Consider the following 26,203-nt stretch of genomic DNA (forward strand, 5'->3'; position numbering starts at 1 on the left):
TGGGCGAAGTCCGGCATCTGAGGGCGCGAGGTGGCCCGGCCCGGTCCGGTGCGGTGCCCGACGTGAGCGAATCCCGGGTGTCACCCTGCGCGACAGGGCTGGGCAGGGTCGATTCGCGCAGGGGTGGGCACCCTACTCGCTCACACGGCCCGTCGATGGGCGTCCGCCGGGCCTTTCCGGGGAGGCGCCCGGACCTCCGGGCGGGACACGGGTGGCGCGAGGGGCGAACGGTTCTCCTGGTGTCTGCGTGGGTGTGAGCGAGTGAGCGAAAACCCAGAGCCTCCGGAACGCGTGATCGCGGACCTCCGCGGCTCCGTGACACCCTGGGGTCGTGAAGACCCCGGTAACGGACTATCTGGACGAGATCCGCACCCTCTGCGACGCGGGGGAGGACGGCACGCTCGCCGACTACATCCCCGAACTCGCGGCGGTGGACCCCGAGCGGTTCGCGCTGGCAGTCTGCATGCGCGACGGCGTCGTGTATGCCACCGGCGATGCCGACGTCGAGTTCACCATCCAGTCCATGAGCAAGCCGTTCGTCTACGCCCTCGCCCTGCGCGACCGCGGCATCGACGCGGTCCTGGCCAAGGTCGCGGTGGAACCCTCCGGCGACGCGTTCAACGAGATCTCCCTCGAGGACTCCACCGGCCGGCCGGACAACCCGATGATCAACATCGGCGCGCTCACCACCCACGCGCTCGTCGGCGAGCCGGGGACGGGCGAGTTCGACCGCGACCTGATCATCTCCGCGGGACTGTCCGCGTTCGCCGGGAGGCCGCTGGGCTTCGACGACGAGGTGTACCGGTCCGAGATCGAGACCGCGTTCCGTAACCGCGCCATGGCCAACCTCGTGCGCGCCACCGAGATCATCACCGACGACCCCGACGAGATCGTCCGCGGGTACACCCGGCAGTGCGCCTACCGGGTGACGGTGCGCGACCTCGCCGTCATGGCCATGACCCTGGCCACCGGCGGCGTCAACCCCGTCACCGGGGAGCGGGTCGTGACCCCGCGGGTGTGCCGGCAGGTGCTCAGCGTGATGGCGACCTGCGGCATGTACGACGCCGCCGGCGACTGGATGTCCACCGTCGGCATTCCCGCCAAGAGCGGCGTCTCCGGCGGGATCTTCGGGGCGCTGCCCGGCCAGCTGGGCCTCGCCGCGTTCTCGCCGCGCCTGGACTCCCACGGCCACAGCGTCGAGGGGGTGCGGACCTTCGAGCGGCTCTCGCGCGACATGGACCTGCACCTGATGAACGTCGACGGCGCCGACGTCGAGGTGGTGCGCTCCGCGGTGACCGACGACGAGGGCGGACGGCGCTTCCGTCTGCAGGGCCCCATGACGTTCGCGACCGCCGAACTGGTGCTCCGGCAGTTCGAGGAGATCCCCGCCGGCCCGCAGACGGTCACCGTGGACCTCGAGCACGTCTCGACCGTCAACCACACCGCCCGGCGTATGCTGCTCGAGGGGATGCGGCGGCTCGGTCTCGACGGCCACGAGGTGGTGCTCGTCGACCCGGCGCACCGGCTGCCGGACCCGGGCCTCGGCTCCCCGTCGCCAGCCGGTCGGTGAACGCCCCGAGCGCGCGGACCACGGCGAGGAGGCGCGGAGACGGAGACGTTCACCCTCGCGTTCACGCGGTGGGAGGACGTCGCGCCGAGTCGATTCACCTGGAGGGTGTCATGAGGATCGCCGCCGTGCAGTTCGAGGGCGTGCCCGGGGACGTCGCGGAGAACCTGGGTCGTCTCGGGCCGCTCGTCGCCGAGGCCGTGGACACCGGCGCGGAGGTGATCGCCCTGCCGGAGTTCTGCACCTCGCCCGTCGTGTTCCGGCCCGAGGTGCACCGCGCCGTCCTCCCCCCGGAGAACACGGCGTTGGAGATGCTGCGCGACGTGGCGCAGAGGCACGGGGTGATGATCGGTGGGTCCCTGCTCGTGGCCGACGGCGACGAGGTCTACAACCGCTATCACCTGGTCGAGCCCGACGGTGCGGTCCACACGCACGACAAGGACCTGCCGACCATGTGGGAGAACGCCTTCTACGGGCCGGGCCGGGACGACGGCGTGGTCTCGACCGGGACCGCCGCGGGCCGCGTGGGCCTGGCGGTGTGCTGGGAGCTCATCCGCAACCGGACGGCCCGCCGGATGCTGGGCCGCGTGGACCTGGTCCTGAGCGGCACGCACTGGTGGACGGTGCCGACCAACTGGGGGCCGGTCGACCGCGTGCTCGGCGGGGTGGCGCAGTACAACCGCTACCTGTCCGAGAACGCCCCGGCCGAACTCGCGCGTCGACTCGGGGTGCCGGTGGTGCAGGCCTCGCACTGCGGGGAGTTCACCACCGGGTTCGGGCTCGTGCCGGGCGTGCGCGTGGCGCCGCCGTACCGCACGCACTTCGTGGGGGCCACGCAGATCGTCGACGCCGACGGGCGGGTCCTGGCCTGGCGCTCGACCGAGGACGGGCCGGGCGTCGTGGTGGCCGACGTCGAGGTGGGTGCCCGCGCACCCCGGCAGCCGATCGCGCGGCGCTTCTGGACCCCCGATCTGCCGTGGGCGATCCGCGCCTACTGGTGGCAGCAGAACGCGTTCGCCCGGCGCTACTACCGGGCGCGCGGTCGCGCGGCGGGGCTGGCCGCGGCCGCGCGGGAGAGCTGATCACTCCGCGGACGCGGATCGGAGGGCCCGGCGATCGACTCGCCTCGATCGGCGGGCCCTTCGTGACGAGCGCGATGGCATCGATCGCGCCCAGTGCGCCGGCGCTCGCCCGGGTCACCCCAGGAACGCCTTGTCCGAGAGCGTGGCGCCCTTGATATTGGCGAACTCCTGCAGCAGGTCGCGCACGGTGAGTTTGGACTTCGTTGCGGCGTCAGCTTCGTAGACGATCCGGCCCTCGTGCATCATGATCAGCCGATTGCCCAGGCGGATTGCTTGTTCCATGTTATGCGTGACCATGAGCGTGGTGAGCCCGCCCTGCTCCACGATCCGCTGGGTGAGCGTGGTGACGAGCTCGGCGCGCTGCGGGTCGAGTGCGGCGGTGTGCTCGTCGAGCAGCATGATCCGCGGCTGGGTGAACCCGGCCATGAGCAGGGACAGTGCCTGGCGCTGGCCGCCGGAGAGCAGGCCGACCCTGGCGGTGAGCCGGTCCTCGAGCCCGAGCTCGAGGGTGGCGAGCTGCTCGACGAACTGCGCCTTACGCTTCTTGTTCAGCCCCATGCCGAGGCCACGCCGCTTGCCGCGCAGCAACGCCAGCGAGAGGTTCTCCTCGATGGTGAGGGTGGGCGCGGTGCCGGCGAGCGGGTCCTGGAACACGCGGCCGACGTACTTGGCTCGCTTGTGGTCGGGCAGTTTGTTGACACATCTACCGTCGATCTCGATGGTCCCGGAGTCCGCGAAGATCCGGCCGGCGACGGCGTTGAGCAGCGTCGACTTGCCGGCGCCGTTGGAGCCGATGACGGTGACGAAGTCGCGCTCGGCCAGCGTGAGGTCCACGCGGTCGAGGGCCTTGCGCTCGTTGACGGTTCCGGGGAAGAACGTCTTGGAGATGCCGGTGATGGTGAGCATGGTCAGGCCTCCTTCGCCCCGGCGCCGGACAGGGCGCGTTCGTCGGCGGCACCGGTCGCGGTCGGGTTGCGGCCGAAGCGTCCGCCCACGCCCTTCCAGCGGGGTAATAGGAGCGCGGCCACGACGAGCAGGGCGGTGACCGCCTTCATGTCGTTCGGGTCCAGCCCCACGCGCAGTGCGGCGAAGATGATGAGCTGGTACAGCAGGGCGCCCAGGATGACGGCGAACACCGCGAACACCAACTTGCGCTGGCTCAGGATGGCCTGGCCGATGATCACCGACGCCAGACCCACCAGGATGAGGCCTATGCCCATCGAGATATCGGCGAAGCTGCGATACTGCGCTATGAGCGCGCCGCACATGCCCACGAGTCCGTTGGACAGGGCCAGCGTGAGGGTCTTGGTGAAGTCGGTGGAGACGCCGAAGGAGGCGATCATCGGGCCGTTGTCGCCCGTCGCCCGGATGGACAGGCCGAGGTCGGTGGAGAGGAACCACACGACGACGAGGCCGAGCAGGATGACGGCCACGGTGAGGATCGCGACCCCGCCCCACGTTCCGAGCAGGCCGGCTTCGCTGAGCGGGGTGAAGGCGGTCTCCCGGCGCCCGACCGGGACGTTGGCGCCGTCCATGATCCGCAGGTTGACGGACCAGAGCGCGATCATGGTGAGGATGCCGGCGAGTAGCCCGTCGATCTTGCCCTTGGTGTGTAGCAGGCCGGTGACGATGCCGGCGAGGAACCCGGTTCCGAAACCCGCGAGGGTCGCGAGCGCCGGGTTCCAGCCGGCGAGGATCGCCATGGCCGCCGTTCCGGCCCCGGTGGTAAAACTGCCGTCCACCGTGAGATCGGGGAAGTTGAGCACGCGGAAGGTCAGGAAGACCCCGAGTGCCATGACCCCGTAGATCAGGCCGACCTCGACGGTGCCGATCACTTCTTCTCTGCCTCGGCGAGGATCTCCTCGGGGATGGTGACGCCCTGGCGCTCGGCCGCGGCCTCGTTGACCACGTAGGTGTACTCCTTTGCGGTCTCGACGGGCATGGAGGCCGGGTCCTCGCCGTCGCGCAGGATGCGCAGCGCCATCTCGCCGGTCTGCTTGCCGAGCTCGGTGTAGTCGATGCCCAGGGTGGCGACGGCGCCGCCCTCGACGGTGCCGGACTCGGCGGCGATGACGGGGATCTTCTTGGCCTCGGCGATCTGGACGAGCGCGGCGATACCGGAAACGACCATGTTGTCCGTGGGAACGTAGATCGCGTCGACGTCACCGAGGGCCTCGACGGCCTGCTGGATCTCGTTGACCGTGGTGACGGTCTGGGTCTCGATGGTCAGGCCCTTCGGCTCCGCGGCCTCCTTGGCCTGGTCCACCTGGACCTGCGAGTTGACCTCGCCCGAGGCGTAGACGATGCCCACCGTCTTCGCGTCGGGGACGATCTGCTTGAGCAGGTCCAGTTGCTCCTCGATCGGCGCGGCGTCGGAGGTGCCGGTGACGTTGGCGCCCGGGGCGTCCGTCGAGTCGACGAGCTCGGCCTCGACTGGATCGGTGACGGCGGTGAACAGCAGCGGGATGTTCATGATGTTCTGAGCCATCGCCTGCGCGGCCGGGGTCGCCACGGCCAGTGCCAGGTCCAGGTCGTCCGAGGCGAACTGCTGGGCGATGGTCAGCGCGGTGCCCTGCTCGCCGTTGGCGTTCTTCTCGTCGAACTCGACCTCGACGCCCGCCTCCTCGAAGGCTTCCTTGAAGCCGGCGGTCGCGGCGTCGAGCGCCGGGTGCTGGACGAGCTGGTTGATGCCGATCTTGTACGACTCGCCGTCACCGCCCGCGCCGCCGTCGCCGTCGCCACCGGCACAGCCGGTGAGGACGAGCGCGCAGGCCGCGACCATGCCGCCGAGGATCTTGGAGGGGGAGACTGCCATGGTGATGCCCTAACTGCCGTCGCGGGGTCCGTGGACCCCTCGGGGTGTGACGTGTCTGGCAGTAGAGACTACTTGTTCTCCTCTCAGGGTTCGGCGCCGACGGCGAGACCGTTCCCCCCTCGCCTTCTTAACCGAGCCCATCCGCCCTCATCATGTCGGATATATGTGATCCGAGGGGGGCGGGCGGTGGGTGCGGATCCGAGACCTCCCGGATCGGTTCACCCACCTCGCGTTCTGGCTCCCGGTGGCCACCGTGGTGATGCAGCTCGCCCACCCGGGCGTCGGCTACGGAGGCCCACCGGATCCACGAGCAGGTGGACTCGGCCGGGTCGAGCCCGGTGCGCTACAACGCCAACTCGGCCCCTGCCCTGCACGCTGGGCGTCGTCACACCCCGGCCACTACGTCTGTATTGCGCCGTGGACCTGGCCGGTGAGCGGGTGCGGCGCCGCCTAGGGGTCAGCGTCTTCTGAACAGCGCCTCGCGCAGGTCGTAGGTGAGTTGGTCGAGCTCAATGGTGGCGCGGGCGAGGTCGGCCGCCGTGGTCGGCGGTTCGAGGACGGCCCGGGCGTGAGCGGACTCAGCCTGCAGGACGAGGTCCTGGAATCCCAGGTCGAGCACCGTGCGCTGCTCGAGCCGGTCGTACGAGTCCTGCAGCGGCGTGCCGATCGCGCGGGTCACGCTCAGGTGCTGCCAGGCGGAGAGCGTGGCGGACAGCGCGTCCCGGGCGGCGTCGTGCGAGCGCGCGGCGATCGCGTGCGCCCGGGCGCCGGTCACCTGGAGCGGCTCGGTTCCAGCGGCGAGCCGATTGCGGCGTCGCAGGTCCGCCACCGCCGAGTAGATGAGCCACCCTGCCGCGCCCAGCCCGGCGACGACGATCGCCAGGCCGACGAGGAACACGATGAGGCTGATGATCATCGACACCACGATCATCAGACCGACCACGCCGAAGCAGCCGATGCTCTCCCTCGACCCCATGCGTCAGCCCGCCATTCCGGCGCCCATGGCCACGGCGGTCCCGACGCCGAGCGCGCCGGCCAGGACGGCGCCGACCAACTTGGCGAGCGCGATCCACAGCAGCCGGCTCCGCTCGGACTGCGCCTCCGCGGGGGACAGCGGCTGCGCCGCGGAGGCCGCCCCCACGAGTTCCGCCACGTGGTGCTCGGCCCAGCCGGTGGGCGCGGCCGCGGCCGGGTCCTCGCCGAGCGGAACGAGGGTCGTGCCGCGACGGTGGAGATCGCGGCCGCGGCTCATCGCCTCGAATCGGGCGAGGGCGAGCCCGGCCTCGGCCTCGGCGCGCGCGGCCCGTTCGCGCGCCTCGTCTGCCGGCGACGGCGTACGCGGGGTGGTCATGATGTCCTCTTCTCCTAGGCGGGGATGGTCTCCGTCCGGTCTTCGGTTCCAAGGATAGGAGCGGGGTCCGACACGACCCGCCGATCCACGGTGCGAGCGCGGACCGCACGACCCAGCGAATGGACCCGGCGACCACCTCGTACGTGTGATCGACCACCGGCACCGTCTTGGCCAAGGTGAACCCCACCGCGGTGGCCGCGGCCCTCGTGGCGTTCCGGGCGAGACTCGTCAGCTGACCGGCCCCACCACGACCACCTCGCCGTCGCGCCCCGGTCGCGCCCCGTACGCGGCGAGCCGTGCCGCCAGCTCGGGCCCGGGCGGGTTGTGGTGGCCCAGGTGGACGGCCACGACGTCGGTGCGTGTCGTCACCGCGCCCACCCCGCGCATTCGCTCCACCATGCGGCCGAAGCGCTCCAGGCCGAGGTGCACCTCGGAGATCTCCTCGCGGTCGCCGAGCGTCTCCTCGAGGAACACCGCGCCGTAGCGGGCACCGGCCACCGCGGCGAACCACGCGTCCGGCCACGGCCCGGTATCGGTCGCCCAGAGGATCCGGGCCCCGTCGGGGCCGGTCACGTCGTAGAGGACCGCGTCGCCGTCGTCGAACACGCGGTGCCGCGCCGGCAGTACCCGCACGTCGGGGGCGCCGACACTCACCCGGTCCCCGGCGGCGACGGGCATGAACCGCACCGGCTCCCCGGGTCCCACCCACGGCCGGCACACCTCGAGCGCGGCGTCGGGTCCCACCATCTCGAGCGGGCCGGGACCCTCGGCCCAGGAGCGGCTGAGCAGGGCCTGCGGGCCGAGGTGGTCGGTGTGGGAATGGGTGACGACGAGGTGATCCACCGCGGTCAGTGTGCGGCCGTGGCGGACGGCCGCCCCGGGTGCCTCGGGGCCGCAGTCGAGGAGCAGGACGCCGTCCACGAGCGCGGCCGTCTGGCCCCGCAGATCGCCCCGGCGCGCGGCATCGGAGCAGGAGGCGCAGCGGCAGAACGGGTTGGGCCAGCCGTCGGCAGCGCCGGTGCCCAGCAACAGGACCTCCATCAGTGGCCCGCCATCACCGGAGACCGTGGTGGCCGGCCGCGAGGCCAGGTCGTGCAGGCCCAGCCGGTCGATGACGCGGTCCACCCGGGCCACGGCACGTCGCTGCCCCTGCTGCGGGTCGATCCCGGCCACGTCCACCACGCCGCTCGCCGAGACCGGGCCGGGGGCAGGGTGCGGGTGAGTGGCACGACCGTCCTTCGTCCGAGGGCAGCGGGTACGAACCGCCGCACCGGCCGGCCTGGCTCACCCTGACGGGATCGCAGTTGCGGGCCAGCGTCTGACTCGCACCGACTTCCACCGGGTACCGCGGTGCCCCGCCGCCGGGGCGGGACTCCTGCAGCTTATCCGCCCAGCGCCGCGGGTCGGTGCCGCCGACGGGCGTGCTGGCGTCGGCCACCAGGGGTGTTCGCCTCCGATGCCGGGCCCGGGGAGTCGTCGCGCGCGCCAAATAACAGGACCCGCAGGGTCGCCGTGAGTGCGCTCTGCTCGGGTCGTGAGTGCTCCCCGGTGAACGGGAACCAGCCGATCGAGTTGGAGGCCGGCGGGCCCACCGCGGTGCCCTCTGCGGTGGACACCGCGGACAGGGAGTGCGACGGCGAGGCGGTGCGCCTGTTCCGGCGTCAACTGACCCGAGCCGACCGGGTGTTCCGGGGAGGTGTTCAAGGCGCCCGTTGATGGCGTCGACGGGTCCGTTGGAGGCGCCGCACCTGAGCGGGGAGGATGGGCGCGGAGAGCGCCCGGTACGGAGAGCGCCCCACCACGGAGAGGACCACCGGAGATGACGACGACGAGTGTGAACCACCACGGGCCTTCGGCCGCCGACCTGCGCGACCAGGGCTTCTCGACACGTCGCGAGGTGATGAGTGACGCCTTCGTGGACCGCGCCATGGGCCGGGCCGAGGGCACCGCCTGGGAGGCGATCCAGTACGTGGTGACCGAGAACGTGTGGGGCAACATCTGGAACCGCCCCGGGCTGGGGCGCCGGGACCGGAGCCTGCTCACCATCGGCATGCTCGTGGCGCTGCGGGCGAACGCGGAGCTCGCCGGGCACGTTCGCGGCGGGCTCACCAACGGGCTCACGCGGGACGAGATCACCGAGGCCGTGATCCACGCCTCCGGCTACTGCGGTGCGCCGGCGGCACTCTCGGCGATGAAGACGGTCCAGGAGGTCTTCGACACCCTCGACGGGGAGGGCTGAGAGCGCGGCGGCGTTTGCGTCAGTTCACGGCCCCGGCGGGCTCCGCCTCGTCGGCCCCGCCCTCCGCGCCCTCCGGCGGGATGGTGCAGGCGAGGGGCTCGCTGTTCGACCAGTCGTGGCCCCAGTAGCTGTCCGCGGAGATGAGCTCCGGCAGGTACTGGCCCTCGGTCACCTCGAGACCGTCGTAGCCGTACTCGATGTCCCAGCCGCCCGGCGCGCGGAGGTAGTAGGACACCATCTTGTCGTTGGTGTGGCGGCCCAGCGTCGAGGAGATGGAGAAGCCGCGCTCGAGGGTGCGCTCCATGGCTTGGGCGACCATGTCCATCTCGGTGACCTCCACCATGATGTGGACGATGCCGGGGCCCATCTGTGGGGCGGGCATCACGGCGAAGCTGTGATGCCGCGGGTTGACGCCCATGAACTGGATCCGCAGCGGGGGCATCCCCGGCGCCGGCGGGAACGGGAACGCCCCGCGGGTGTGGAAGCCCAGGACGTCGCGGTAGAAGGCGATGGTGGCCTGGTGGTCCGTGGAGGGGATGACTATGTGCCCGAGTCCCAGGGAGCCGGTGATGAACTCCGTGCGGTACTTCGTGGACACGGCGGAGTGGTCGAGCCCGGCGCCGTGGAAGATCTCCAGCGGCTGGCCGGTGGGATCCTCCAAGGCGATCGCGCCGTCCACCTTGCGGGCGCGCGCCTCGTCGAGGGAGAGGTCCCGGTAGGTGTGCCCGTGCTCGGTGAGGGTGGCGCGGACACGGTCGAGGGCGAGCTCGTCGCGCACCTCCCACCCCATCGCGGCGAGCCCGTCGGTCTCCGCCCGGCGGATGACGAGTCGGTGGGCACGCTCGTCGAGACGGAGGTAGAGGGTGTCGTCGTCGGAGTCGGCGCCGCGGCCGAGGTCGAGGACGTCGAACGCCAGCGTCTGCCAGCGGTCGAAGTCGGAGGTGTCGATGGCGAGGTAGCCGAGGGCGCGGATGTCTCCCATGGCGGTGGTCCTTTCGGTGGGGTGGAGCTGGGTCGGGGAGGGGTCAGATCATGGCGCGCAGCGGGCCCTCGGCCTCGATGCCGAGTCCGGAGAGCGCGGCCGCGTGGAACACGGTGCTGGGCACGTGGATGGCGTGATGGAGGCCGGCGTGGGCGTCGCGCCAGAATCGCTGCATGGGCTTGTCCATGCGCAGGGCGGTTCCGCCACACCGGGCGTAGACGTTGTCGACCGCGCGGACCGCGGTCCACGCCGCCTGTACCTGCGTCCGGCGGCCCTCGGCGCGCCGGCCGAACGTGGGCTCGTCACCGCGGGCGACGATCTCCCACAGCTCCTCGGCATTGGCGATGAGCGACTGCCGGGCCTGGTAGATCTCGGCCTCCGCCTGACCCATCTGGTACAGCACGTACGGGTCGTCCCGGACCGCGGTGCCCTGGGCGCCGATGCGTTCGGTGAGGTACTCGCGTGCGGTGTCGAGGAAGCCCTCGCAGATGCCGATCGTGGCCGAGGTGATGCCGAGCGGAAACATGCAGGACCACGGCATCCGGTAGACCGGCTGTTCGAGTCCGGCGCGCGCGACCTGGCTGCCGTCGATGAGGTGGTCGTACTCCATGACGCGTTCGTCTGGGATGAACGCGTCCTCGACGACGAGGTCCTTGGAGCCGGTGCCCTGGAGACCGATGACGTCCCAGGAGTCCTCGATGATCTCGTAGTCCGAGCGGGGGACGACGACGTGCAGCATGCGCGGGGGCAGGGACATCTCGTCCTCGGACTCCCACGGCATGGCGCCGAGAAACGCCCACTCGCAGTGGTCGGTGCCGGACGAGAAGCTCCAGCGGCCGGACATCCGGTAGCCTCCCTCGACCCGGACGGCCTTGCCGTTGGGCATGTACGGCGACGCCATCCAGGTGTCGGGGTCCGAGCCCCACACGTCCTCCTGAACCGACTTCTCGGCCATCGCCAGCTGCCAGGGGTGGACGCCGACGATGCCGTGGACCCAGCCCGCCGCCGGGCTGATCGCGGCCGTGGCCATGACGGTCTCGGCGAACTCACGGGGGCCGCACTCCATGCCGCCGTGCTCCTCGGGCTGGAGCATGCGGATCGAACCGGCCTCCTTCATGCGCGCCACGGTGGTATCGGGGAGACGACCGATACGGTCGGCCTCTTCGCCCTCGGCGAAGAGCGCGTCCCGGTCCGAGGTGACCTTGGCGAGAACGGAATCGGACATGGTCCGCCTTTCTGCTGAGTGCGGGACGAGGCCCGCTGGGAATGTGATGCGAGCCACTGTGCACCGCCGCCCGGATCGCCGGCCCGCGAATTTCCGATGAACGGAAATCGTCTGAATGTGACCAAGGTCATGCCACTAGAACGGGAGCATGGACACCATCGACCCCACGCACCAGACCGATTTCCGCAGGCTGCTCGGCCGTTTCTGCACCGGCGTGTGCATCGTGACCACCCGGGACGGCGACGACGAGGTGGTCGGCTTCGCCTGCCAGTCCTTCTCCGGGCTCTCCCTCGACCCGCCGATGGTCCTCATCTCGGTGATGTCGTCGTCACGGACGCTGCCGCACCTGCTCGCCCGTGACGAGTTCGCGGTGAGCGTCCTCGCCGAGGGTGCCGAGGACATCTCCTCCGTCGTGGGCAGCCGCGCCGAGGACAAGTTCGCGGCCGTCCCCCTGGCGGAGACGCCCTCGGGGCTGCCCGTCGTCGAGGGCTCGCTCGCCTGGTTCGACTGCTCGGTCGCCTCCGTGGTGGAGGGCGGGGACCACATCGTCATCCTGGGCCGCGTCCGCTCCGCCGGGGCGGCGGAGGGCGGGGGCCGGCCGTTGCTGTTCTTCGAGGGCCGCTACACGGAGATGCACGACCCCGTCATCGCGCCCACGCCGTCCGGCGACCAACTCGCCAGTCTTCTCACCGCGGCCGGGCCCGGAACCTGGTTCTGATCACGCGAGCCGGCGGCCGGCCGATCATCGGCATCAACCACGGCGCCCGGCCGCACGCGGGGCCTCCCGCGTCCGGCCGGCCTGCTCTCAGGTCCCGGGGGTCCTTTCGACGGCGCCGATGCCGCCTTCGTCGAATGCCTCCCGGACGGCGGTCTTGAGGGTCTCGCAGCGCCCGGTGCCGAACCGGCCCGGCTGTGCCGCGAGTTCCGGACACCTCTCGTGCCCGGACACGAACCTCGTGATGGTGTGCTCGCGCGAGTACTTGGTGACCTCCACGCACTCGGCGCAGCGCGGGCAGGTGAGTCGGGTGCCGGCGGCCATCAGGCGCCCTTCATCGCGGCCAGGTTCTCCTCGACCTCGCGCTTCCAGGTGCCGACCGCGTGCTCGGTGTCGATCTCGACCTCGACCCGCTGGGTCATGTCCTCCTCGATGTCCTCGACGTCCACGTAGAACTGCTCGTACCACCGACGCAGCTGGTAGACGGGCCCGTCCTGCTCGGTGAGTAGCGGGTTGTCGATCCGCGCCTTGTCCCGCCAGATCTCGACGTCCTGGCCGAACCCGTAGGTGAGGGTCTGCGTGAGCCCGTCGGCGACGGCGCGGGCCTGTTCGGGGTCGACGCCCGGCTCGCGACGGGTGGCCACCCCGAAGTTGATGAGGAACGACGACGAGTCGATCGGGTAGTGGCTGTTGATCAGTACCGCTTCGACCGTCTTGCCGCCGACCTCGAGCTGCTGCGGATTGATCATGTAGGACGGGCCGAAGTAGCTCGCCTCGGACCTCAGCTCGGAGTCCTCGCCGCCATAGGAGTTCTCCGGGTCGATATCCGGCCGGGACCGGCTGTGCATGTACTGGGTCGCGACGTGGCCCTCGAAGACGTTACGGAAGTAGTGGGGGAACACCAGGTGCACGTAGAAGAAGTGCGCCATGTCCACGACGTTGTCCACCATCTCCCGGCAGTGCGCGCCCTCGACGAGGAAGGTCTGCCAGCTCCAGTCGCTCCACTGGCCGTCCTCCCACCCCTCGATCTCGGGGATCGTGACCTCCTCGGTGGGCTGGGAACGCTGCGGGTCGTGCCAGACGAACAGCTGGCCGTTGCGCTCCATCGTGGGCCACGAGCGGGTCTTTGCGGCGACGGGGACGCGCTTGGCGTACGGGATGCCCGTGCACCTGCCGTTGCCGCCCCATCGCCAGTCGTGGAACGGGCAGGCGAGCGAGTCGCCCTTGATGGTGCCCTTGGCGAGGTTGGCGCCCATGTGGCGGCAGTAACCGTCGAGGACCTTGAGGCCCTCGGAGGTGTCGAACACGACGATGCTGGTGCCGAACGCCTTAACCTGGTGGGGCTTGCCGTCGCGGTACTGCTCGACGAGCCCGAGGCAGTGCCATCCCCGGGCGAACCGGGTCGGGTTGCCGGCGCTCTCGATCTCCCGCACCGGGGTGCTCGTGCTGGACGATGTCATCGGATCCTCCTGATCTCGTGGACTGGTCCCCGCACGGTAGGAAACGTGACCCGGGTCACGCCGGGAGGATTCCGATGGTCGGAAGTGGCCTCAGTCGAGTTCCGCGACGGGGTGCCGGGCGACGTCCTTGAGGATCGCGGTACTCGTGGTGAGGACGGCCGAGGCCAACGGGCCCTCCCGCCGGAAGAGCTCGAGCGGTCCGCACACCGAGAGCGACGCCGTGGGGTGGTGGCCGTCGCTCGTCGTCGTGGTCAGGGCGGTGATCGGGGCGGCAACGCAGCCCAGGGTGGCCTGGAACTCCCCGCGGTCGTGGGCGAGGCCCGAGTTCCGGACGTCCTCCACCACGGCGGCGAGCTCGTCGCGGGTGGTCAGCGAATTCGGGGTGGTGCGGGGGAAGGTGGCGTCGAAGTGGCGCTCGACGTAGCCTGGGTCCTCGGCCGCGAGGAGGACCTTGCCGGAGGCGGTGCGGTAGGCCGGGTGCCGGCCGCCGACGACGGTCGGCACTTCGCTCAGCGTGGCGTCGCCGACCCGGTCCCACCACACCGACGAGGTGCCATCGAGGAATCCGAAGTGGACGATGAGCCGGGTGCGGCGGCGCAGGTCCTCGAGGTGGGGTCGGGCGAGCCGGTAGAACCAGTGTCCCTGGCGGGCCACCGAGCCGAGCTGGAAGGGGCGGACCCCGATCTCGTAGCTCTTGTTGATCCGCAACAGCCACCGCCGCGCCACCATCTGTTCGAGGAGTCGGTGGACGGTGGTGCGCGGCAACCCGGTGGCGTGGGCGATCTCGGTGAGCGTGGTGGGGCCGTCGGTGGCCACGACGTCGAGGATCGAGTCGACGCGGTCCAGGACGCTCACGAGATTGTCCGATCGGGACATCGCTCCTCCAGGGGTCACGCGGCGAGTCCACGCCGTGACGTGGGTCACTGTAGCGCGGGGTGAACCCAGGATGACGCCCGGGTGACGGGCGGGACCGGCGGATTTCCGATGAACGGAAGTCGGGACGGCACCCCGCCTCGGTGCCGGGCAGGATCCGTCCGACACGGACCCGGGCCGTTTCCGGCCGTGCCCGACGACCAGACGGAGTGGGACATGACCGACGACGCGATCCGATACGCCGACGCCCCCGGGGGCCGGCTGGCCTACCGTGAGCTCGGGGATCCCGGCGCGCCGGCGGTCCTCTTTCTCCACGGCTCCGGTCCGGGCGTGACGGGGTGGCGCAACTTCGGCGGGTCGGTCCCGGGTTTCGCCGAGCACTTCCGCTGCCTGGTCCTGGAATCACCCGGCTTCGGGATCAGCGACGACCGCGGCGGCCACCCCGTGGTCGACGCCCGCGAGGCCGCGCTCGAGTTGCTCGACGCCCTCGGCGTGGAGCGCACGCACGTGGTCGGCAACTCGATGGGGGCGATCGTCGGTGCCGGACTGGCGGGCCTACATCCCGAGAGGGTTGACCGGCTAGTGGGGATCGGCGGGCTCGGGACGACGCTGTTCAGTCCGGGCCCGGCCGAGGGCATCAGGCTCCTCACCGCGTTCCTCGCAGCCCCGGACCGGGAGAACCTGCGCCGCTGGCTCGAGTCGATGGTCTACGACCGGGGCCTCGTCGACGACGACATGCTCGCCCAGCGGTGGGAGCAGGTCAGTGCGCCCGGCGTGATCGAGGCGATGCGGAGGCTGTACGACCCGGCGGCGATCGCTTCCGTCGCCAGCGGAGAGGTGTCCTTCGACCTGGCGGCCATCTCCGCCCCCACCCTGCTGTTCTGGGGTCGGGACGATCGGGTGACGCCGGTGGACATGATGATCCTGCCGATGCGGATGGTCCCGCACGCCGAGATCCACATCCTGCCGAACTGCGGGCACTGGGTGATGGTGGAGCGCAAGGACGAGTTCGAGCGTCAGACGGTGGAGTTCCTCCGGCGCCCGAACCGGGCGGACGGCTCCCCCGCGGCGGAGTAACCTCGACGGCGAGAAGTGACACCCGTCACCTGCCGTCGCCCGAGACCCCTCGAAGGAGCCCCTGACATGCGCAGCACGATGCAGTCCGCCCCGCTGAACATCAGCACGATCCTTCAGTTCGGTGCCACCGTCCACAAGGACGCGACCGTCACCACGTGGACCGAGTCGGGGCCGCGGAGCCTGACGTTCGGCGAGCTCGCGGGGCGTGCGGCGCAGCTGGCCCATGCCCTGCGGGGCCTGGGGATCGACGGCGACCAGCGCGTGGCCACCTTCCAGTGGAACAACTCCGAGCACATGGAGGCCTACCTCGCGGTGCCGTCGATGGGCGCGGTCCTGCACCCGCTCAACATCCGCCTGTTCCCGGAGCAGCTGACCTACATCGCCTGCCACGCGGAGGACAAGGTGGTCATCGTCGACCCGAGCCTCGTCCCGCTGCTCCAGCCGCTGCTGCCCAGTTTCACCACGGTCGAGCACGTCGTCGTCACCGGCGGCGCCGCGGCCACCCTCGACGCCCCTGAGCACATTACGGTGCACGACTACGAGGAACTGCTCGCCGGTCATCCCACCGAGTTCGACTGGCCCGAGGTGGACGAGGACTCGGGTGCCGCGATGTGCTACACCTCCGGGACGACGGGCGACCCGAAGGGCGTCGTCTATTCGCACCGCTCGATCTACCTGCACTCGATGCAGGTCTGCATGACCGACGGCATGGCGCTCTCCGTGGACGACAAGGTCCTGGCGATCGTCCCCATGTTCCACGCGATGTCGTGGGGCCTGCCCCACGCCGCCTTCATGGTGGGGGCGTCGTTGCTGATGCCGGAGCGCTTCCTGCAGCCCGAGCCGCTCGCCGCGATGATCGCCGCCGAGCGGCCCACCCTCGCCGCCGCGGTGCCCACTATCTGGCAGGCCGTCGACGCCTACAGCGTGGACCACCCGATCGACATGTCGAGCTTCCGTTCCGTCGTGGTGGGCGGCAGCTCCTGCCCGCCCGCGCTGATCCGCAAGTTCAAGGAGAACTACGGGATCGACATCATCCACGCGTGGGGTATGACGGAGACCTCGCCGCTGGGCACCCTCGCGCGGCCCAAGGCCTCGCTCCCGGAGGGGCGGCAGTTCGAGTTGCGCACCACCCAGGGGCGGCTCGTCACCGGCGTGGGGCTGCGGATCGTCGACGACCTCGGCGAGGCCCAGCCGTGGGACGGCGAGTCCGTGGGCGAGGTGCAGGTGCGCGGTCCCTGGATCACCGGCAGCTACTACAAGGTCGACTCCCCGGACTCGTTCGACGACGGCTGGCTGCGAACCGGCGACGTCGGCTACATCCTCCCCGAGGGCTTCCTCCAGCTCACCGACCGCGCCAAGGACATCATCAAGTCCGGCGGCGAGTGGATCTCCTCGGTGGAGGTGGAGAACCACCTGCTCGAGCACCCGGCGGTGGCCGAGGCGGCCGTGATCGGCGTCCCGGACCCCAAGTGGGATGAGCGGCCGCTCGCCGCGATCGTCGTCAAGGACGGCGTCGCCGACCCGAGCGTCGCGGAACTGCGCGCGCACCTCGAGGAGCGCATGGCCAAGTGGCAGGTGCCCGAGCGCTTCGCCTTTGTGGACGAGATCCCCAAGACCTCCGTGGGCAAGCTCGACAAGAAGCGGATCCGGAGCTCGCACGCCGAGGGCGAGCTCGACGTGGTCAACGCACTGGAGCAGTAGTGCCCGCCGGGCGCTGCGGCTGACGAGGCCGCAGCGCCACGGGCAGGCCGTCGCCCGGGTACGGCAGCGACTCGTTGCGCATGGGCGGGGTGTAGTCCGCCGGCACCGTCCACTCGAAGTGGCGCAGGAGGGCGCTCAGGACGAGCTTGGTCTCGAGCTGGGCGAAGATCATGCCGATCCGGGCCGAGAAGGGCGGTCCACGTCGCGCCCAGGAAGTTCAGGTCGGAGACCGGCCCGTGGTCGCGGTACCGGCGGGCCATGGTGGCCAGGGGGTCGTCGACGTACTCCAGGGTCCCGCCGAGGACGGGCAGCCGGGCGCGGAGCGGGGCCGGCCCGGGCCGGAAGACGGTGTCACGCGAGGGGGTTGCGGTTGACATAGGGCACCTCTGTGTCGGGTGCCCCCAGTTTGTGACTGCCGTCACATACTGTCAAGTATGGACCGCGGGCTCGCGCGCGGGTCTCGGCTCAGGCGCGCTCGACCAGCGCGGAGACCTCCACGCCGTCGGGCAGGGCGCCACGGAGCGTCACGGGGTCCTCCTGCGGCTCAGGCCTTGAAGTACATCAGCTGGTTGCTCGTGGCGAGCAGCGTGCCGTCGCGGCCCCAGAGCAGCGCGGACTCGTCGTGGTAGTTGCCGTGGAAGCGGTGCGAGTGCACGGCGCCGAGGAGGAAGTCCGAGCCCTGCGCCGCGATCTCCTCGGCCGTGGCCAGGTAGTGGATCGTCAGCGTCACGGTCCCGGCGGGGACCGCCCGGGCCAGTCGGAGAAAGGACCGGGGATAGAACGAGTCGCACATCGCGGTGAGCGCGAGATGGTCGACGGGCCTGCCGGCCGCGTCGCGGATCCACATCGTCGTCGTCGACTCCGGTGCCCCCTCCCCGCCCTCCTCGGGCATGGGGCCGTCGGCGAAACGCATGTCGTAGTTCCCGACCCACCGCACCGAGCGCTCCACCGAGGCGCGGGGGAGGTCCTCCGGCGCGGGGACCGGCGGCGGCCCCGCCTCGGTGTCCGACCACGTCTCGCGGCGCAGGGCGGTGAGGGCAGTCGCGGTGGTCACCACCTCCTCGCCCTGCCGCATCTCCAGCGACCAGTGTTGGTTGGAGCGGTTGGTCCGCACCGGGCGCACGGTGACCTCGAACGCGCCGGGCGCCACCGGGCCCGCGAAGTTGATCGTGAGCGCCAGCGGGTCGCCGTGCCGCTCCGGGTGCCGCAGCACCGCCTGCAGCAGCGTGGCGGCGGTGATGCCGCCGAAGGGTCCCACCATGTTGGACCAGGCGTCGTCGGTGTGGCCGCGCAGGGTGCCCTCGACGAGGGGCTCGAGCGCCACCGCACGGTCGAGGGGATGAGTGGTCTCGGTCACGCCACGCACGCTACCCGGTCGGTCCGACACGGCCGCCCGGAACGGGCCCATGCGCCTCATGGGGCACTCTCGCCTCGCCGGCCACGACTTCGGATGCGGAAGCGCTCAGGAGATGTTTAGGTGGCACTCGGCGTCGCACCTCCCGTGAGGGTCCCGGGCTGCGCGGCGATGCCGAAAGGCGCCCGAGATGGCCACGAGACGCACGCTCATCCGGCCCCTGCTCGCGGCGGTGCTCGCCGCCGTGATCGCGCTGGCCGGGCTGGTCGCCACGGGGGCACGGACCCCCGCCGCGGCGGCGCCGACCATCACCCCGGACCGCGTCTTCACCCCGTTCATCCAGGACACGATCCGCGACGGCCGGCTCGCCTCCCGCGGAGAGTTGCTGCCCACGCTGCCGCGCGACGACCCGTTCTACCGCCCGCCCGCGGACCTCGACCCGCACACGCCGCACGGCACACTGCTGCGCGCCCGGCCCGTGCAGATCCAGTACCTCGCCGTGCAGCCCGCACACATCCGCGCCTGGCAGCTGCTCTACGTCTCCACCGGCCTCGACGGCCTTGCCCGCCCGGTGAGCGGGCTACTCATGATCCCCGACACCGCGCCGGCCGACGGGCCGCGCAGCCTCGTGGGCTACGTCGAGGCCAACGACAGCCTGGCCGACGGCTGCAACCCGAGCTTCCAGTGGACCGGCGGCGACCAGGTCGACCCGGCGCTCGCCTCCGCGATGGGCCCCGTGGCCCAGATGTTCAGCGACGGCCACGCCGTGATGATGTCGGACTACGTCAACGACGGCGAGTCCGGTCCGCACCCGTTCTCGGTGAGCAGCCTCTCGGGGCCGTCGGTCCTCGACGGGCTCACCGCGGCCATGCAGATCGAGGAGGCCCGCCTCGCGCCCGACACCCCGATCGGGCTCTTCGGCATCGCCGGCGGCGGCGTCGCGGCGGGCGCCGCGGCCGAGCGGGCAGCCGAGTACGCGCCGCATCTCGACATCCGTGGAACCGTGTTGCAGGCGATGGTGGTGGACCCCGCGTCGTTCGAGCGCACCGCGGACGGCGGGATCGGTGCCGGCTTCGTCTTTGCCAACGCCCTGGGCTACGCGGCCGGCTACCCCGAGGACATCGATCTGGACGCCGAGCTGACCCCGGCCGGCAAGGCGCTGGCCGACGTGTTCCACCGCTCCTGCCAGGCCGTCTACCTGGGCACGCCGTTCGTCCCGCTCGGCGCACTGTTCGTCAACGGTCGGCCGGCGGACAACCCGGCGTTCCGCCGCGCCTACCAGGAGAACCGGCTGGGGCAGGGCATCCCCAACGCGCCCGTGCTCATCAGCTCGTGCCGCGACGACTTCCTGGTGCCGTACCGCGACGCCGAGAACCTCGGCAACTACTACAGGAGTGGGGGCACGGATGTGACATTCGAGCCCTCCGGGTGCTCCCTCGGCGACGTGCTCTCCGACCCGTACAAGGCGGGCACGGAGCTGTTCGGCATGCAGACCGTCCCGTGGCTCACGGAGAAGCTCCGGTGACGGGGGTGATGACGGCGAGGCGTGCGGTCGCCGCGGCGACCCTCGCCGGCGCGCTGACCGCGGGCCTCGCGCACCCCGCGTCCGCCGAACCGCTGCCCGGGTCGGTGGAGATCGCCCGCGTCACGCCCGGGTCGGCGATGCCGCCCACGCCGCCGCCGCTCGAGCCGCTGCCGGGGACCGGCACGCTGCGGTCGCAGGAGGAGGCCCTCGACCTGCCGGCCGTCAATGCCAGCGCCGAGGGCAACGGCGGCTACCACCCGGCGCTGCCCACGGACCCGGGGTTGCTCGGGGCGCTCGTCGACCGGGCGCGGGCCGACCGCCTGCCGCCCGCGCGCTACGCCACGCTGCTCGCCCAGTACTGGCTCTCCGTGGGCTCGGAGAAGGCGGGGCTCGAGCCCAACAACTGGGACCCGACGCTCGGCGTGGAGGCCAACCAGGGCAACCTCGCCCGGACGTTTAGTTACTACCAGCGGCTGCAGCGCGAGAACCCGGACTTCCTGTGGACCGGCCAGGGCGGCCTTGCCGGGCCGAGCTTCGCCGCCGGAACGATGGACGTCACCATCGGCCGGCAGGTGCTCGAGGTCCGCGAGGTGCGGGCGATCGTCGCGGACCTAGCCGGGCGCCTCGAGGCGGCGGCCGCGCCTGCCGTGGTGGCGCTGCCCGAGGACGTGGCCTCGCTGTTGCAGGTGGGCAACCGGATCACGGCTCAGGACATCGCGGACTTCGAGGTCCGTGTGGTGGCCATGAGTAAGCACATCTACCAGGACCTCATCCCGCAGCACGAGGCCTATCTCTCCGGCGGCCTGGCGGCGATCGACGAGTACCGGGCGGCCGGGCTCATCGACGACACCACACGCGAGGCGTGGCGACTCGTCGACACCGGCGATCCCGATGCGGTGGTGGCAGGCAATGCGATGCTCCTGCACCGCGAGCAGTTCGACGTGATCGGCGACCAGTGGGACGCCGCCCGCGCGGCCGGCGGCCCCGTGGGGCGCGCGCTCACCTACCTGGCGACCGTCGCCGCGGACCCGGCCATCCCCGGGATCGTGCCGCCGCGCGAATACGCCCCGCTCACCCTGGGTACGGCCGACCTCGGTGGTACTGAGCCGCCCCCGCCGCGGTGGCGGATGGTCACGCCGCTGCCGGCCTTCAACTGGTCGGTGCGCGAGGAGCGCTGGCGCTACATCGAGGAGGTCATGCTCCCCACCTACCGGTCGCTCAAGGACACGCGCCCGGACGTGTGGCGGGCCGCGCTCGAGCGACCAATGGACGAGCAGTTCCTCCGCCAGCGCGCCGCCGTGCGCCTGCCGGACATGCTCGCCTCGATGGCGCGGGTGACGTACCCGGTCTACGGCTGAGGCGCACCGCGCTGCTCTCAGCCGTCCAAGAAGAGGTCCAACTGGAGGCTCTCGAGTGAGCCGCCATAGCGCGACAGGTCTGTCACGCCCTCCTCGGCGAGGACGTCGTCGTCGATGTAGAAGATTCCGGTGCAGGTGTGAGGGTCGCGGGTGACTATCGCGTGGGCGGCATCCGCCATGATCTCGGGGGTGCGGCTGACGCGCGACGTCGGCACCACGTTGTTGGTGCCTGGTCCCGGCAGTTGGCAGAGGCGCTCGGCCGCACATCCTGAGGAGAGAGGTCCCGCCTCCGCGCCGCGTACGAACCCCTCGACCGCCGCCCCCGTCTCCTCCGGCGTCTCCTCAACGAGGAAGCACCCGGCGTCGCTCGCCCGCCCCTCGGTGCCCCCGAAATCGGCGACCCCGTGGCTGGATCGGCGAGCCTCAGAGGGGCCGCCGATCCAGCCGCAGAGTCGCCGATTTCCCCGGGCTGGTGGGCAATCGTGCGGGGGCCGGCGGGTAAACCGGCGGAAGGCGGGCAGAATCGGAGCCATGCGCGCGACGTTCACCGAGTTCACCGAGGGCACGCCCTTCCTCCCCATGGCCGGCCGCAAGGGCCCCGACCTCACCGCGGCGGGCTACCACCGTTCCGAATGGGAGATGTGCGGCGACGCGGTCTCCTACGACGCGGCCGAGGTTCCCGAGGACGGCCGGGTCGAGCTCAACCGCGCCGACGAGGCCGCGTACGCCACCCGCGTGCTCGTGCGCCGGCCGGAGGCGGAGGACTTCAGCGGCGTGGTGCTCGTCGAGTGGCTCAACGTGAGCGGCGGCCAGGACGCGGCACCCGAGTACACGTACGTGGCCGACGAGATCCTGCGGCGCGGCCACGCCTGGCTCGGGGTGAGCGCCCAATACATCGGCGTGGAGGGGGGCGACGCCGCGGTGGGCCTCGGCGGGCTGACCGACGGCCTTCGTCGTCACACCCCCGAGCGCTACGGCGACCTGCACCATCCCGGCGACGCCTACTCCTACGACATCATGACCCAGCTCGCCGAGTACGCCCGCGTCCCCGAGCCCGGCGGCCCGCTGGGGGACCTGCGGCCCACGACGGTGATCGCGGTGGGGGAGTCGCAGTCGGCGTTCGCGCTCACCTCGTACGTCAACGGCGTCCACCCGTTCACCGGCGCGTTCGACGGCTACTTCCTCCACAGCCGTGGAGCCGGGTACCTGCCGTACGACGACCGTGGCCGCGGCAGCGACATCTCGGCGTCGCTGTTCAACGGCCCGGTGCGGCTGCGCGAGGACGTGGACGTACCCGTGATGCTCCTGCAGGCCGAGGGCGACCTGACCTTCCCGATGGGCTTCGCGCCGGCCCGCCAGCCGGACTCGGCGAACATCGTCACCTGGGAGATCGCCGGCTCGGCGCACGCCGATGTGTTCCAGCTCGGCGAGTTCGCGCCGTTCGTGGACTGCGGCGGGCCGATCAACAACGGCCAGCAGGCCTTTGTGCTGCGCGCCGCGTTGCGTCACCTGCTCGACTGGGTGGCCGACGGGACGCGGCCGCCGGCGGCGCCGCCGGTGGAGATGATCGGCGGCGAGGTGATCACGGACGCCTGGGGGCACGCGCGCGGCGGCGTGCGGACCCCGGCCGTGGACGCGCCGGTCGAGAGGCTCGTGGGGGCGCCGCTGCCGGACGCACAGCCGATCTGCATGCTGCTCGGGAGGACCATCGCGGTCTCGCGCGCCGAGCTCGAGAGGCGGTGGGCCTCCCGTGAGGAGTACCTGGGGGCGTACCGCGAGGCCACCGACCGGCTGATCGCCGAAGGGTTCCTGCTGCCCGAGGACCGCGACGAGGTCCTGGCCGACGCGCGGGTGGGGCGGGTGGAGTGGTGAGGGAGACCTCCGCACTCCGGGCAGACGCTCACCTACTCCGGCACGGCCTACTACGGCGTCTATAGTTCTTTTTCGTGCCAACTCCATCGCCGATTCGACGGCGTAGAACCGCTGGTCGCACTGCCACCGGCGGTGCTCACGATGCGCGGCGGCCGGCGCGGCTGGTCGCGTTAGGATTCCTCGGTGCAGGGCTCGTCGGTTCGGTTCTGTTGATGCTGCCGGTCTCCTCGGCGGACGGTAGTTGGACGCCTGTCCTGCCGGCCCTGTTCACGGCCACGTCGGCGGTGTGTGTGACCGGATTGAACGTGGTCGACACCGAACTGCACTGGTCAGGGTTCGGCCAGGTGGTGATCCTCTTGCTTATCCAGGTCGGCGGGCTCGGTGTGATGACCCTTGCCACCGTCCTGGGCATGCTCGTCTCCCATCGTCTGGGTCTCCGCATGGGCCTGACCGTTCTCAGGGAGGGCCGCGGACAGGGACTGGGCGACCTGCGGCGGGTGATCCTGGGCATCTTGAGGACCGCGCTGGCTGTGGAGCTGGTCATTGCGCTCGTACTCGGACTGCGGTTCAGCCTCGCCTATGAACTCGGAGTGGGGCACGCGGCCTGGTTCGGGGTATTCCACGCCATCTCGGCGTTCAACAACGCGGGCTTCGGCTTGCGATCACAGAGCCTCATGCCGTACGCCACCGACCCGCTGATCATCTGGCCGGTGGCCGCCGCGATCGTCATCGGAGGTCTCGGGTTCCCGGTACTGCTCGAGCTCCGCCGGATCGTGGCCGCCCGGTACCGAGCCGACGGCGCCCGCCGAATGATCTCTGTGCACACCCGCCTGACCCTGGTGACCTACGGGACGCTGATGGCGATCGGAGTGGTCGCGTTCGTGCTGTTGGAATGGACAAATCAACGCACCATCGGCGGATGGTCGGTCGTGGACAAGATCACCGGCGCCGGATTCCACGGCATCACCGTACGCACCGCCGGCTTCAACACCCTGGACATCTCCCAGATGCGCACACAGAGCTGGCTCGTCTCCGACGTCCTGATGTTCATTGGCGGCGGCAGCGCCGGAACCGCAGGCGGAGTCAAGGTCACCACCTTCGCTCTGCTGGCGGTGCTCATCTGGTCGGAGATCCGCGGCGAGGGCGCCGTGCACGTCATGGGCCGGTCCATCTCTCCGGACATCCAACGTCAGGCCGTTACCGTCGCACTGCTCTCCGTCGGCCTGGTGCTGGCGTCGACCCTGGCACTGTCGATCATCACCGAGTACACGCTGGACCAGATCCTGTTCGAGGTCATCTCCGCATTCGGCACCGTCGGCCTGTCCACCGGCATCACCCCCTCACTCCCCGCAGAGGCGCAGCTCATCGTGATCTGCCTGATGTACATAGGCAGACTCGGCCCCGTCACCCTGGCCACAGGGCTCGCGCTGCGCACCGTCCACCGCCACTACGACTACCCCCGAGGGCAGGTCGTGGTCGGTTAGACCACCCGGACAAAGGAGAAGCCAATGTTCACCCAGCACAGGCGGGCAGCGGACCACAGTCGGGTCGCCGTAGTGGGCCTGGGCCGGTTCGGTACCTCGCTGGCACGCACACTCACCGAACGAGGAGTCGAGGTCCTCGCCCTGGACACCGACGCCAAACGAATCCAGGCAGTGGCCGACGACATCACTCACACCGTCATCGCCGACACCACAGACGAAGAGGCCCTACGGCAGGCCGGTGTGCCTGACTTCACCCACGCCGTCGTGGCCATCGGCTCCGACATCGAGGCTTCGATCCTCACCACCACCCTGCTCGCCGAATTCGGCATCCCTGACATCTGGGCCAAAGCCGTCACCGCGACCCACGGACGGATCCTGTCCAGGGTCGGGGCCACACACGTGGTGTTCCCCGAAGCCGAGATGGGGCGACGCGTGGGGAACATGGTCACCGCATCGCTGCTCGACTACTCCCAGGTCGACGACGATCTCGCACTGGCCAGAAGCCACCCCCCGGCCCGCATCCTGGGTCGCCCGTTCTCCGCCGCCGCGCTAGAAGAACGCGAAGGCGTCCGACTCGTGGTGGTCAAACGCGGCACCACCGGGTACACCACCCCCGCAGACGGCATGCACCTGGACCCCGCCGACGTCCTCGTGGTCTGCGGCCCACCCGATCGGGTACGGAAGTTCTCCACCCTCCAGTAGAAACCCGGCCCACGATCCGCGCCGCCAGCGCTGGTCCCGACGTAGACGGAGGTACGCGATGCCCGAATGGCTTGCGGCCGGCGGTGCCGGACTTCTCGCCGGTGGCGCGTTGGTGGTGGGCAGCGCCGTCGCGTGGTTCATCGCGGTACCGGCGCGCGTTGTCGCGGTGGTGATGGCCTTCGGTGCGGGCGTACTGATCTCCGCACTGTCTTTCGAATTGGTCGAGGAAGCGCATGAACAGGGCGGCCTGCCGAGTACCGCGTTCGGTTTCGTCGTGGGTGCGCTCGTGTACGTGGGGCTCAACATTCTGCTGGCACGGCACGGTGCCCGGCACCGCAAGCGCTCGGGGCGGCAGCAACCGTCCGATTCCGACAGCGGCGCAGCGATCGCAATCGGGGCGCTGATCGACGGCGTCCCCGAATCGATGGTCCTGGGCCTGAGCTTCCTCACCGGCGGAGGCCTCAGCGTGCCCATGCTCGCCGCGGTCTTCATATCCAACGTCCCAGAAGGGCTGTCGAGTACGGCCGGCATGAAGAAGGCGGGGCGGACGCCCGGGTACGTCTTCGGCGTATGGGGCGGCATCGCCGTGGCCTCCGGACTGGCAGCCCTGGCCGGCTACCTGCTCCTGGGTGACGCGCCGACCTCCGTGCTGGCCTTCGTCAACGCACTGGCCGCCGGTGCGATTCTCGCGATGATCACCGACACGATGATCCCTGAGGCTTTCGAGCAAGCGGCGGTCTACGCGGGGCTCGTCGCGACGCTGGGCTTCCTCGCCGCGTTCAGTCTCCATGCGATGGGCTGAGAACGGGGAACCGCCAGGC

At 70.8% G+C, this 26,203-nt stretch carries 26 protein-coding genes; 12 read left to right on the top strand and 14 right to left on the bottom strand.

Annotated features, from left to right (window positions below; translation table 11 throughout):
- The first annotated feature begins 331 nt into the window (after positions 1-331).
- Both ACH0BZ_RS04820 and ACH0BZ_RS04825 read left to right on the top strand, forming a co-directional pair.
- Positions 332-1,570, top strand: coding sequence for a glutaminase (locus ACH0BZ_RS04820; RefSeq protein ID WP_406896838.1), 1,239 nt, complete (start codon positions 332-334; stop codon positions 1,568-1,570).
- 110 nt (positions 1,571-1,680) lie between these two features.
- Positions 1,681-2,649, top strand: a complete 969-nt coding sequence (locus ACH0BZ_RS04825) for a carbon-nitrogen hydrolase family protein (protein WP_406896839.1) — start codon at positions 1,681-1,683, stop codon at positions 2,647-2,649.
- Positions 2,650-2,763: 114 nt separating this feature from the next.
- On the opposite strand, the gene ACH0BZ_RS04830 is transcribed toward ACH0BZ_RS04825, so the two are convergent.
- From ACH0BZ_RS04830 to ACH0BZ_RS04855, 6 genes are all read right to left on the bottom strand, one after another.
- On the bottom strand, positions 2,764-3,555 hold the full coding sequence (locus ACH0BZ_RS04830) for an ABC transporter ATP-binding protein (RefSeq protein WP_406896840.1): 792 nt from the start codon (positions 3,553-3,555) through the stop codon (positions 2,764-2,766).
- A gap of 2 nt (positions 3,556-3,557) precedes the next feature.
- Entirely contained in the window at positions 3,558-4,484 is a 927-nt protein-coding gene (locus tag ACH0BZ_RS04835; RefSeq protein WP_406896841.1) for an ABC transporter permease, read from the bottom strand.
- Positions 4,481-5,464, bottom strand: a complete 984-nt coding sequence (locus ACH0BZ_RS04840) for an ABC transporter substrate-binding protein (protein WP_406896842.1) — start codon at positions 5,462-5,464, stop codon at positions 4,481-4,483. The genes ACH0BZ_RS04835 and ACH0BZ_RS04840 overlap by 4 nt, the downstream gene beginning before the upstream one ends.
- A 457-nt stretch (positions 5,465-5,921) precedes the next feature.
- A complete protein-coding gene (locus ACH0BZ_RS04845) occupies positions 5,922-6,440 on the bottom strand; it encodes a hypothetical protein (RefSeq protein ID WP_406896843.1) in 519 nt (172 codons plus the stop codon).
- A 3-nt stretch (positions 6,441-6,443) separates the two neighbouring features.
- On the bottom strand, positions 6,444-6,815 hold the full coding sequence (locus ACH0BZ_RS04850) for a hypothetical protein (protein ID WP_406896844.1): 372 nt from the start codon (positions 6,813-6,815) through the stop codon (positions 6,444-6,446).
- Between the two features lie 228 nt (positions 6,816-7,043).
- Complete coding sequence (locus tag ACH0BZ_RS04855) at positions 7,044-7,988, bottom strand: MBL fold metallo-hydrolase (protein WP_406896845.1); 945 nt, start codon at positions 7,986-7,988, stop codon at positions 7,044-7,046.
- A gap of 646 nt (positions 7,989-8,634) precedes the next feature.
- Between ACH0BZ_RS04855 and ACH0BZ_RS04860 the strand changes: the two genes are divergently transcribed.
- A complete protein-coding gene (locus ACH0BZ_RS04860) occupies positions 8,635-9,054 on the top strand; it encodes a carboxymuconolactone decarboxylase family protein (RefSeq protein WP_406896846.1) in 420 nt (139 codons plus the stop codon).
- 19 nt (positions 9,055-9,073) lie between these two features.
- Here the strand turns inward: ACH0BZ_RS04860 and ACH0BZ_RS04865 are convergent, their stop codons facing one another.
- Together ACH0BZ_RS04865 and ACH0BZ_RS04870 are read right to left on the bottom strand one after the other, a co-directional pair.
- A complete protein-coding gene (locus ACH0BZ_RS04865; protein WP_406896847.1) occupies positions 9,074-10,036 on the bottom strand; it encodes a VOC family protein in 963 nt (320 codons plus the stop codon).
- A gap of 43 nt (positions 10,037-10,079) precedes the next feature.
- The gene (locus ACH0BZ_RS04870; RefSeq protein ID WP_406896848.1) at positions 10,080-11,261 is read right to left on the bottom strand and encodes an acyl-CoA dehydrogenase family protein; all 1,182 of its coding nucleotides are present in this window, start codon (positions 11,259-11,261) and stop codon (positions 10,080-10,082) included.
- A gap of 148 nt (positions 11,262-11,409) precedes the next feature.
- Here ACH0BZ_RS04870 and ACH0BZ_RS04875 point away from each other — a divergent pair, with 148 nt between their 5' ends.
- Positions 11,410-11,979, top strand: a complete 570-nt coding sequence (locus tag ACH0BZ_RS04875) for a flavin reductase family protein (RefSeq protein ID WP_406896849.1) — start codon at positions 11,410-11,412, stop codon at positions 11,977-11,979.
- Positions 11,980-12,066: 87 nt separating this feature from the next.
- Here the strand turns inward: ACH0BZ_RS04875 and ACH0BZ_RS04880 are convergent, their stop codons facing one another.
- From ACH0BZ_RS04880 to ACH0BZ_RS04890, 3 genes are all read right to left on the bottom strand, one after another.
- The gene (locus ACH0BZ_RS04880; RefSeq protein ID WP_406896850.1) at positions 12,067-12,300 is read right to left on the bottom strand and encodes a hypothetical protein; all 234 of its coding nucleotides are present in this window, start codon (positions 12,298-12,300) and stop codon (positions 12,067-12,069) included.
- Positions 12,300-13,436, bottom strand: a complete 1,137-nt coding sequence (locus ACH0BZ_RS04885; RefSeq protein ID WP_406896851.1) for a Rieske 2Fe-2S domain-containing protein — start codon at positions 13,434-13,436, stop codon at positions 12,300-12,302. Before ACH0BZ_RS04885 ends, ACH0BZ_RS04880 begins: the two co-directional genes overlap by 1 nt.
- A 90-nt stretch (positions 13,437-13,526) precedes the next feature.
- Positions 13,527-14,312 (bottom strand): IclR family transcriptional regulator, encoded by a 786-nt coding sequence (locus ACH0BZ_RS04890; RefSeq protein WP_406896852.1) that lies wholly within the window; start codon positions 14,310-14,312, stop codon positions 13,527-13,529.
- 213 nt (positions 14,313-14,525) lie between these two features.
- On the opposite strand from ACH0BZ_RS04890, the gene ACH0BZ_RS04895 reads away from it, so the two are divergent.
- Both ACH0BZ_RS04895 and ACH0BZ_RS04900 read left to right on the top strand, forming a co-directional pair.
- Positions 14,526-15,386 carry an alpha/beta fold hydrolase gene (locus ACH0BZ_RS04895; RefSeq protein WP_406896853.1) on the top strand — a complete coding sequence of 287 codons (861 nt, stop codon included), beginning with the start codon at positions 14,526-14,528 and terminating at the stop codon, positions 15,384-15,386.
- 66 nt (positions 15,387-15,452) lie between these two features.
- A complete protein-coding gene (locus ACH0BZ_RS04900) occupies positions 15,453-17,087 on the top strand; it encodes a long-chain fatty acid--CoA ligase (RefSeq protein ID WP_406896854.1) in 1,635 nt (544 codons plus the stop codon).
- Here ACH0BZ_RS04900 and ACH0BZ_RS04905 read toward each other — a convergent pair.
- Together ACH0BZ_RS04905 and ACH0BZ_RS04910 are read right to left on the bottom strand one after the other, a co-directional pair.
- Positions 17,068-17,259, bottom strand: a complete 192-nt coding sequence (locus ACH0BZ_RS04905; protein WP_406896855.1) for a hypothetical protein — start codon at positions 17,257-17,259, stop codon at positions 17,068-17,070. The two genes, ACH0BZ_RS04900 and ACH0BZ_RS04905, sit on opposite strands and share 20 nt — an antisense overlap.
- 372 nt (positions 17,260-17,631) lie before the next feature.
- A complete protein-coding gene (locus ACH0BZ_RS04910; RefSeq protein ID WP_406896856.1) occupies positions 17,632-18,444 on the bottom strand; it encodes an acyl-CoA thioesterase in 813 nt (270 codons plus the stop codon).
- A 187-nt stretch (positions 18,445-18,631) separates the two neighbouring features.
- Between ACH0BZ_RS04910 and ACH0BZ_RS04915 the strand changes: the two genes are divergently transcribed.
- Together ACH0BZ_RS04915 and ACH0BZ_RS04920 are read left to right on the top strand one after the other, a co-directional pair.
- Positions 18,632-19,966 (top strand): lipase family protein, encoded by a 1,335-nt coding sequence (locus ACH0BZ_RS04915; RefSeq protein WP_406896857.1) that lies wholly within the window; start codon positions 18,632-18,634, stop codon positions 19,964-19,966.
- A gap of 8 nt (positions 19,967-19,974) precedes the next feature.
- Positions 19,975-21,324: a Tat pathway signal protein gene (locus ACH0BZ_RS04920; protein WP_406896858.1), complete on the top strand. Its 1,350-nt coding sequence runs from the start codon at positions 19,975-19,977 to the stop codon at positions 21,322-21,324.
- Between the two features lie 17 nt (positions 21,325-21,341).
- On the opposite strand, the gene ACH0BZ_RS04925 is transcribed toward ACH0BZ_RS04920, so the two are convergent.
- Positions 21,342-21,539, bottom strand: a complete 198-nt coding sequence (locus tag ACH0BZ_RS04925; RefSeq protein ID WP_406896859.1) for a hypothetical protein — start codon at positions 21,537-21,539, stop codon at positions 21,342-21,344.
- 316 nt (positions 21,540-21,855) lie between these two features.
- Here ACH0BZ_RS04925 and ACH0BZ_RS04930 point away from each other — a divergent pair, with 316 nt between their 5' ends.
- The 4 genes from ACH0BZ_RS04930 to ACH0BZ_RS04945 all read left to right on the top strand — a co-directional run bounded on the left by ACH0BZ_RS04930 (position 21,856) and on the right by ACH0BZ_RS04945 (position 26,184).
- On the top strand, positions 21,856-23,196 hold the full coding sequence (locus ACH0BZ_RS04930) for an alpha/beta hydrolase domain-containing protein (protein ID WP_406896860.1): 1,341 nt from the start codon (positions 21,856-21,858) through the stop codon (positions 23,194-23,196).
- 212 nt (positions 23,197-23,408) lie between these two features.
- Positions 23,409-24,680, top strand: a complete 1,272-nt coding sequence (locus ACH0BZ_RS04935; protein ID WP_406896861.1) for a TrkH family potassium uptake protein — start codon at positions 23,409-23,411, stop codon at positions 24,678-24,680.
- 24 nt (positions 24,681-24,704) lie between these two features.
- Entirely contained in the window at positions 24,705-25,382 is a 678-nt protein-coding gene (locus ACH0BZ_RS04940; protein WP_406896862.1) for a potassium channel family protein, read from the top strand.
- Between the two features lie 58 nt (positions 25,383-25,440).
- Positions 25,441-26,184: a ZIP family metal transporter gene (locus ACH0BZ_RS04945; RefSeq protein ID WP_406896863.1), complete on the top strand. Its 744-nt coding sequence runs from the start codon at positions 25,441-25,443 to the stop codon at positions 26,182-26,184.
- The last annotated feature ends 19 nt before the right edge of the window (positions 26,185-26,203 follow it).

The organism is Dietzia sp. 179-F 9C3 NHS (genome assembly GCF_045369825.1).
In the GTDB taxonomy this organism is placed as follows: domain Bacteria; phylum Actinomycetota; class Actinomycetes; order Mycobacteriales; family Mycobacteriaceae; genus Dietzia.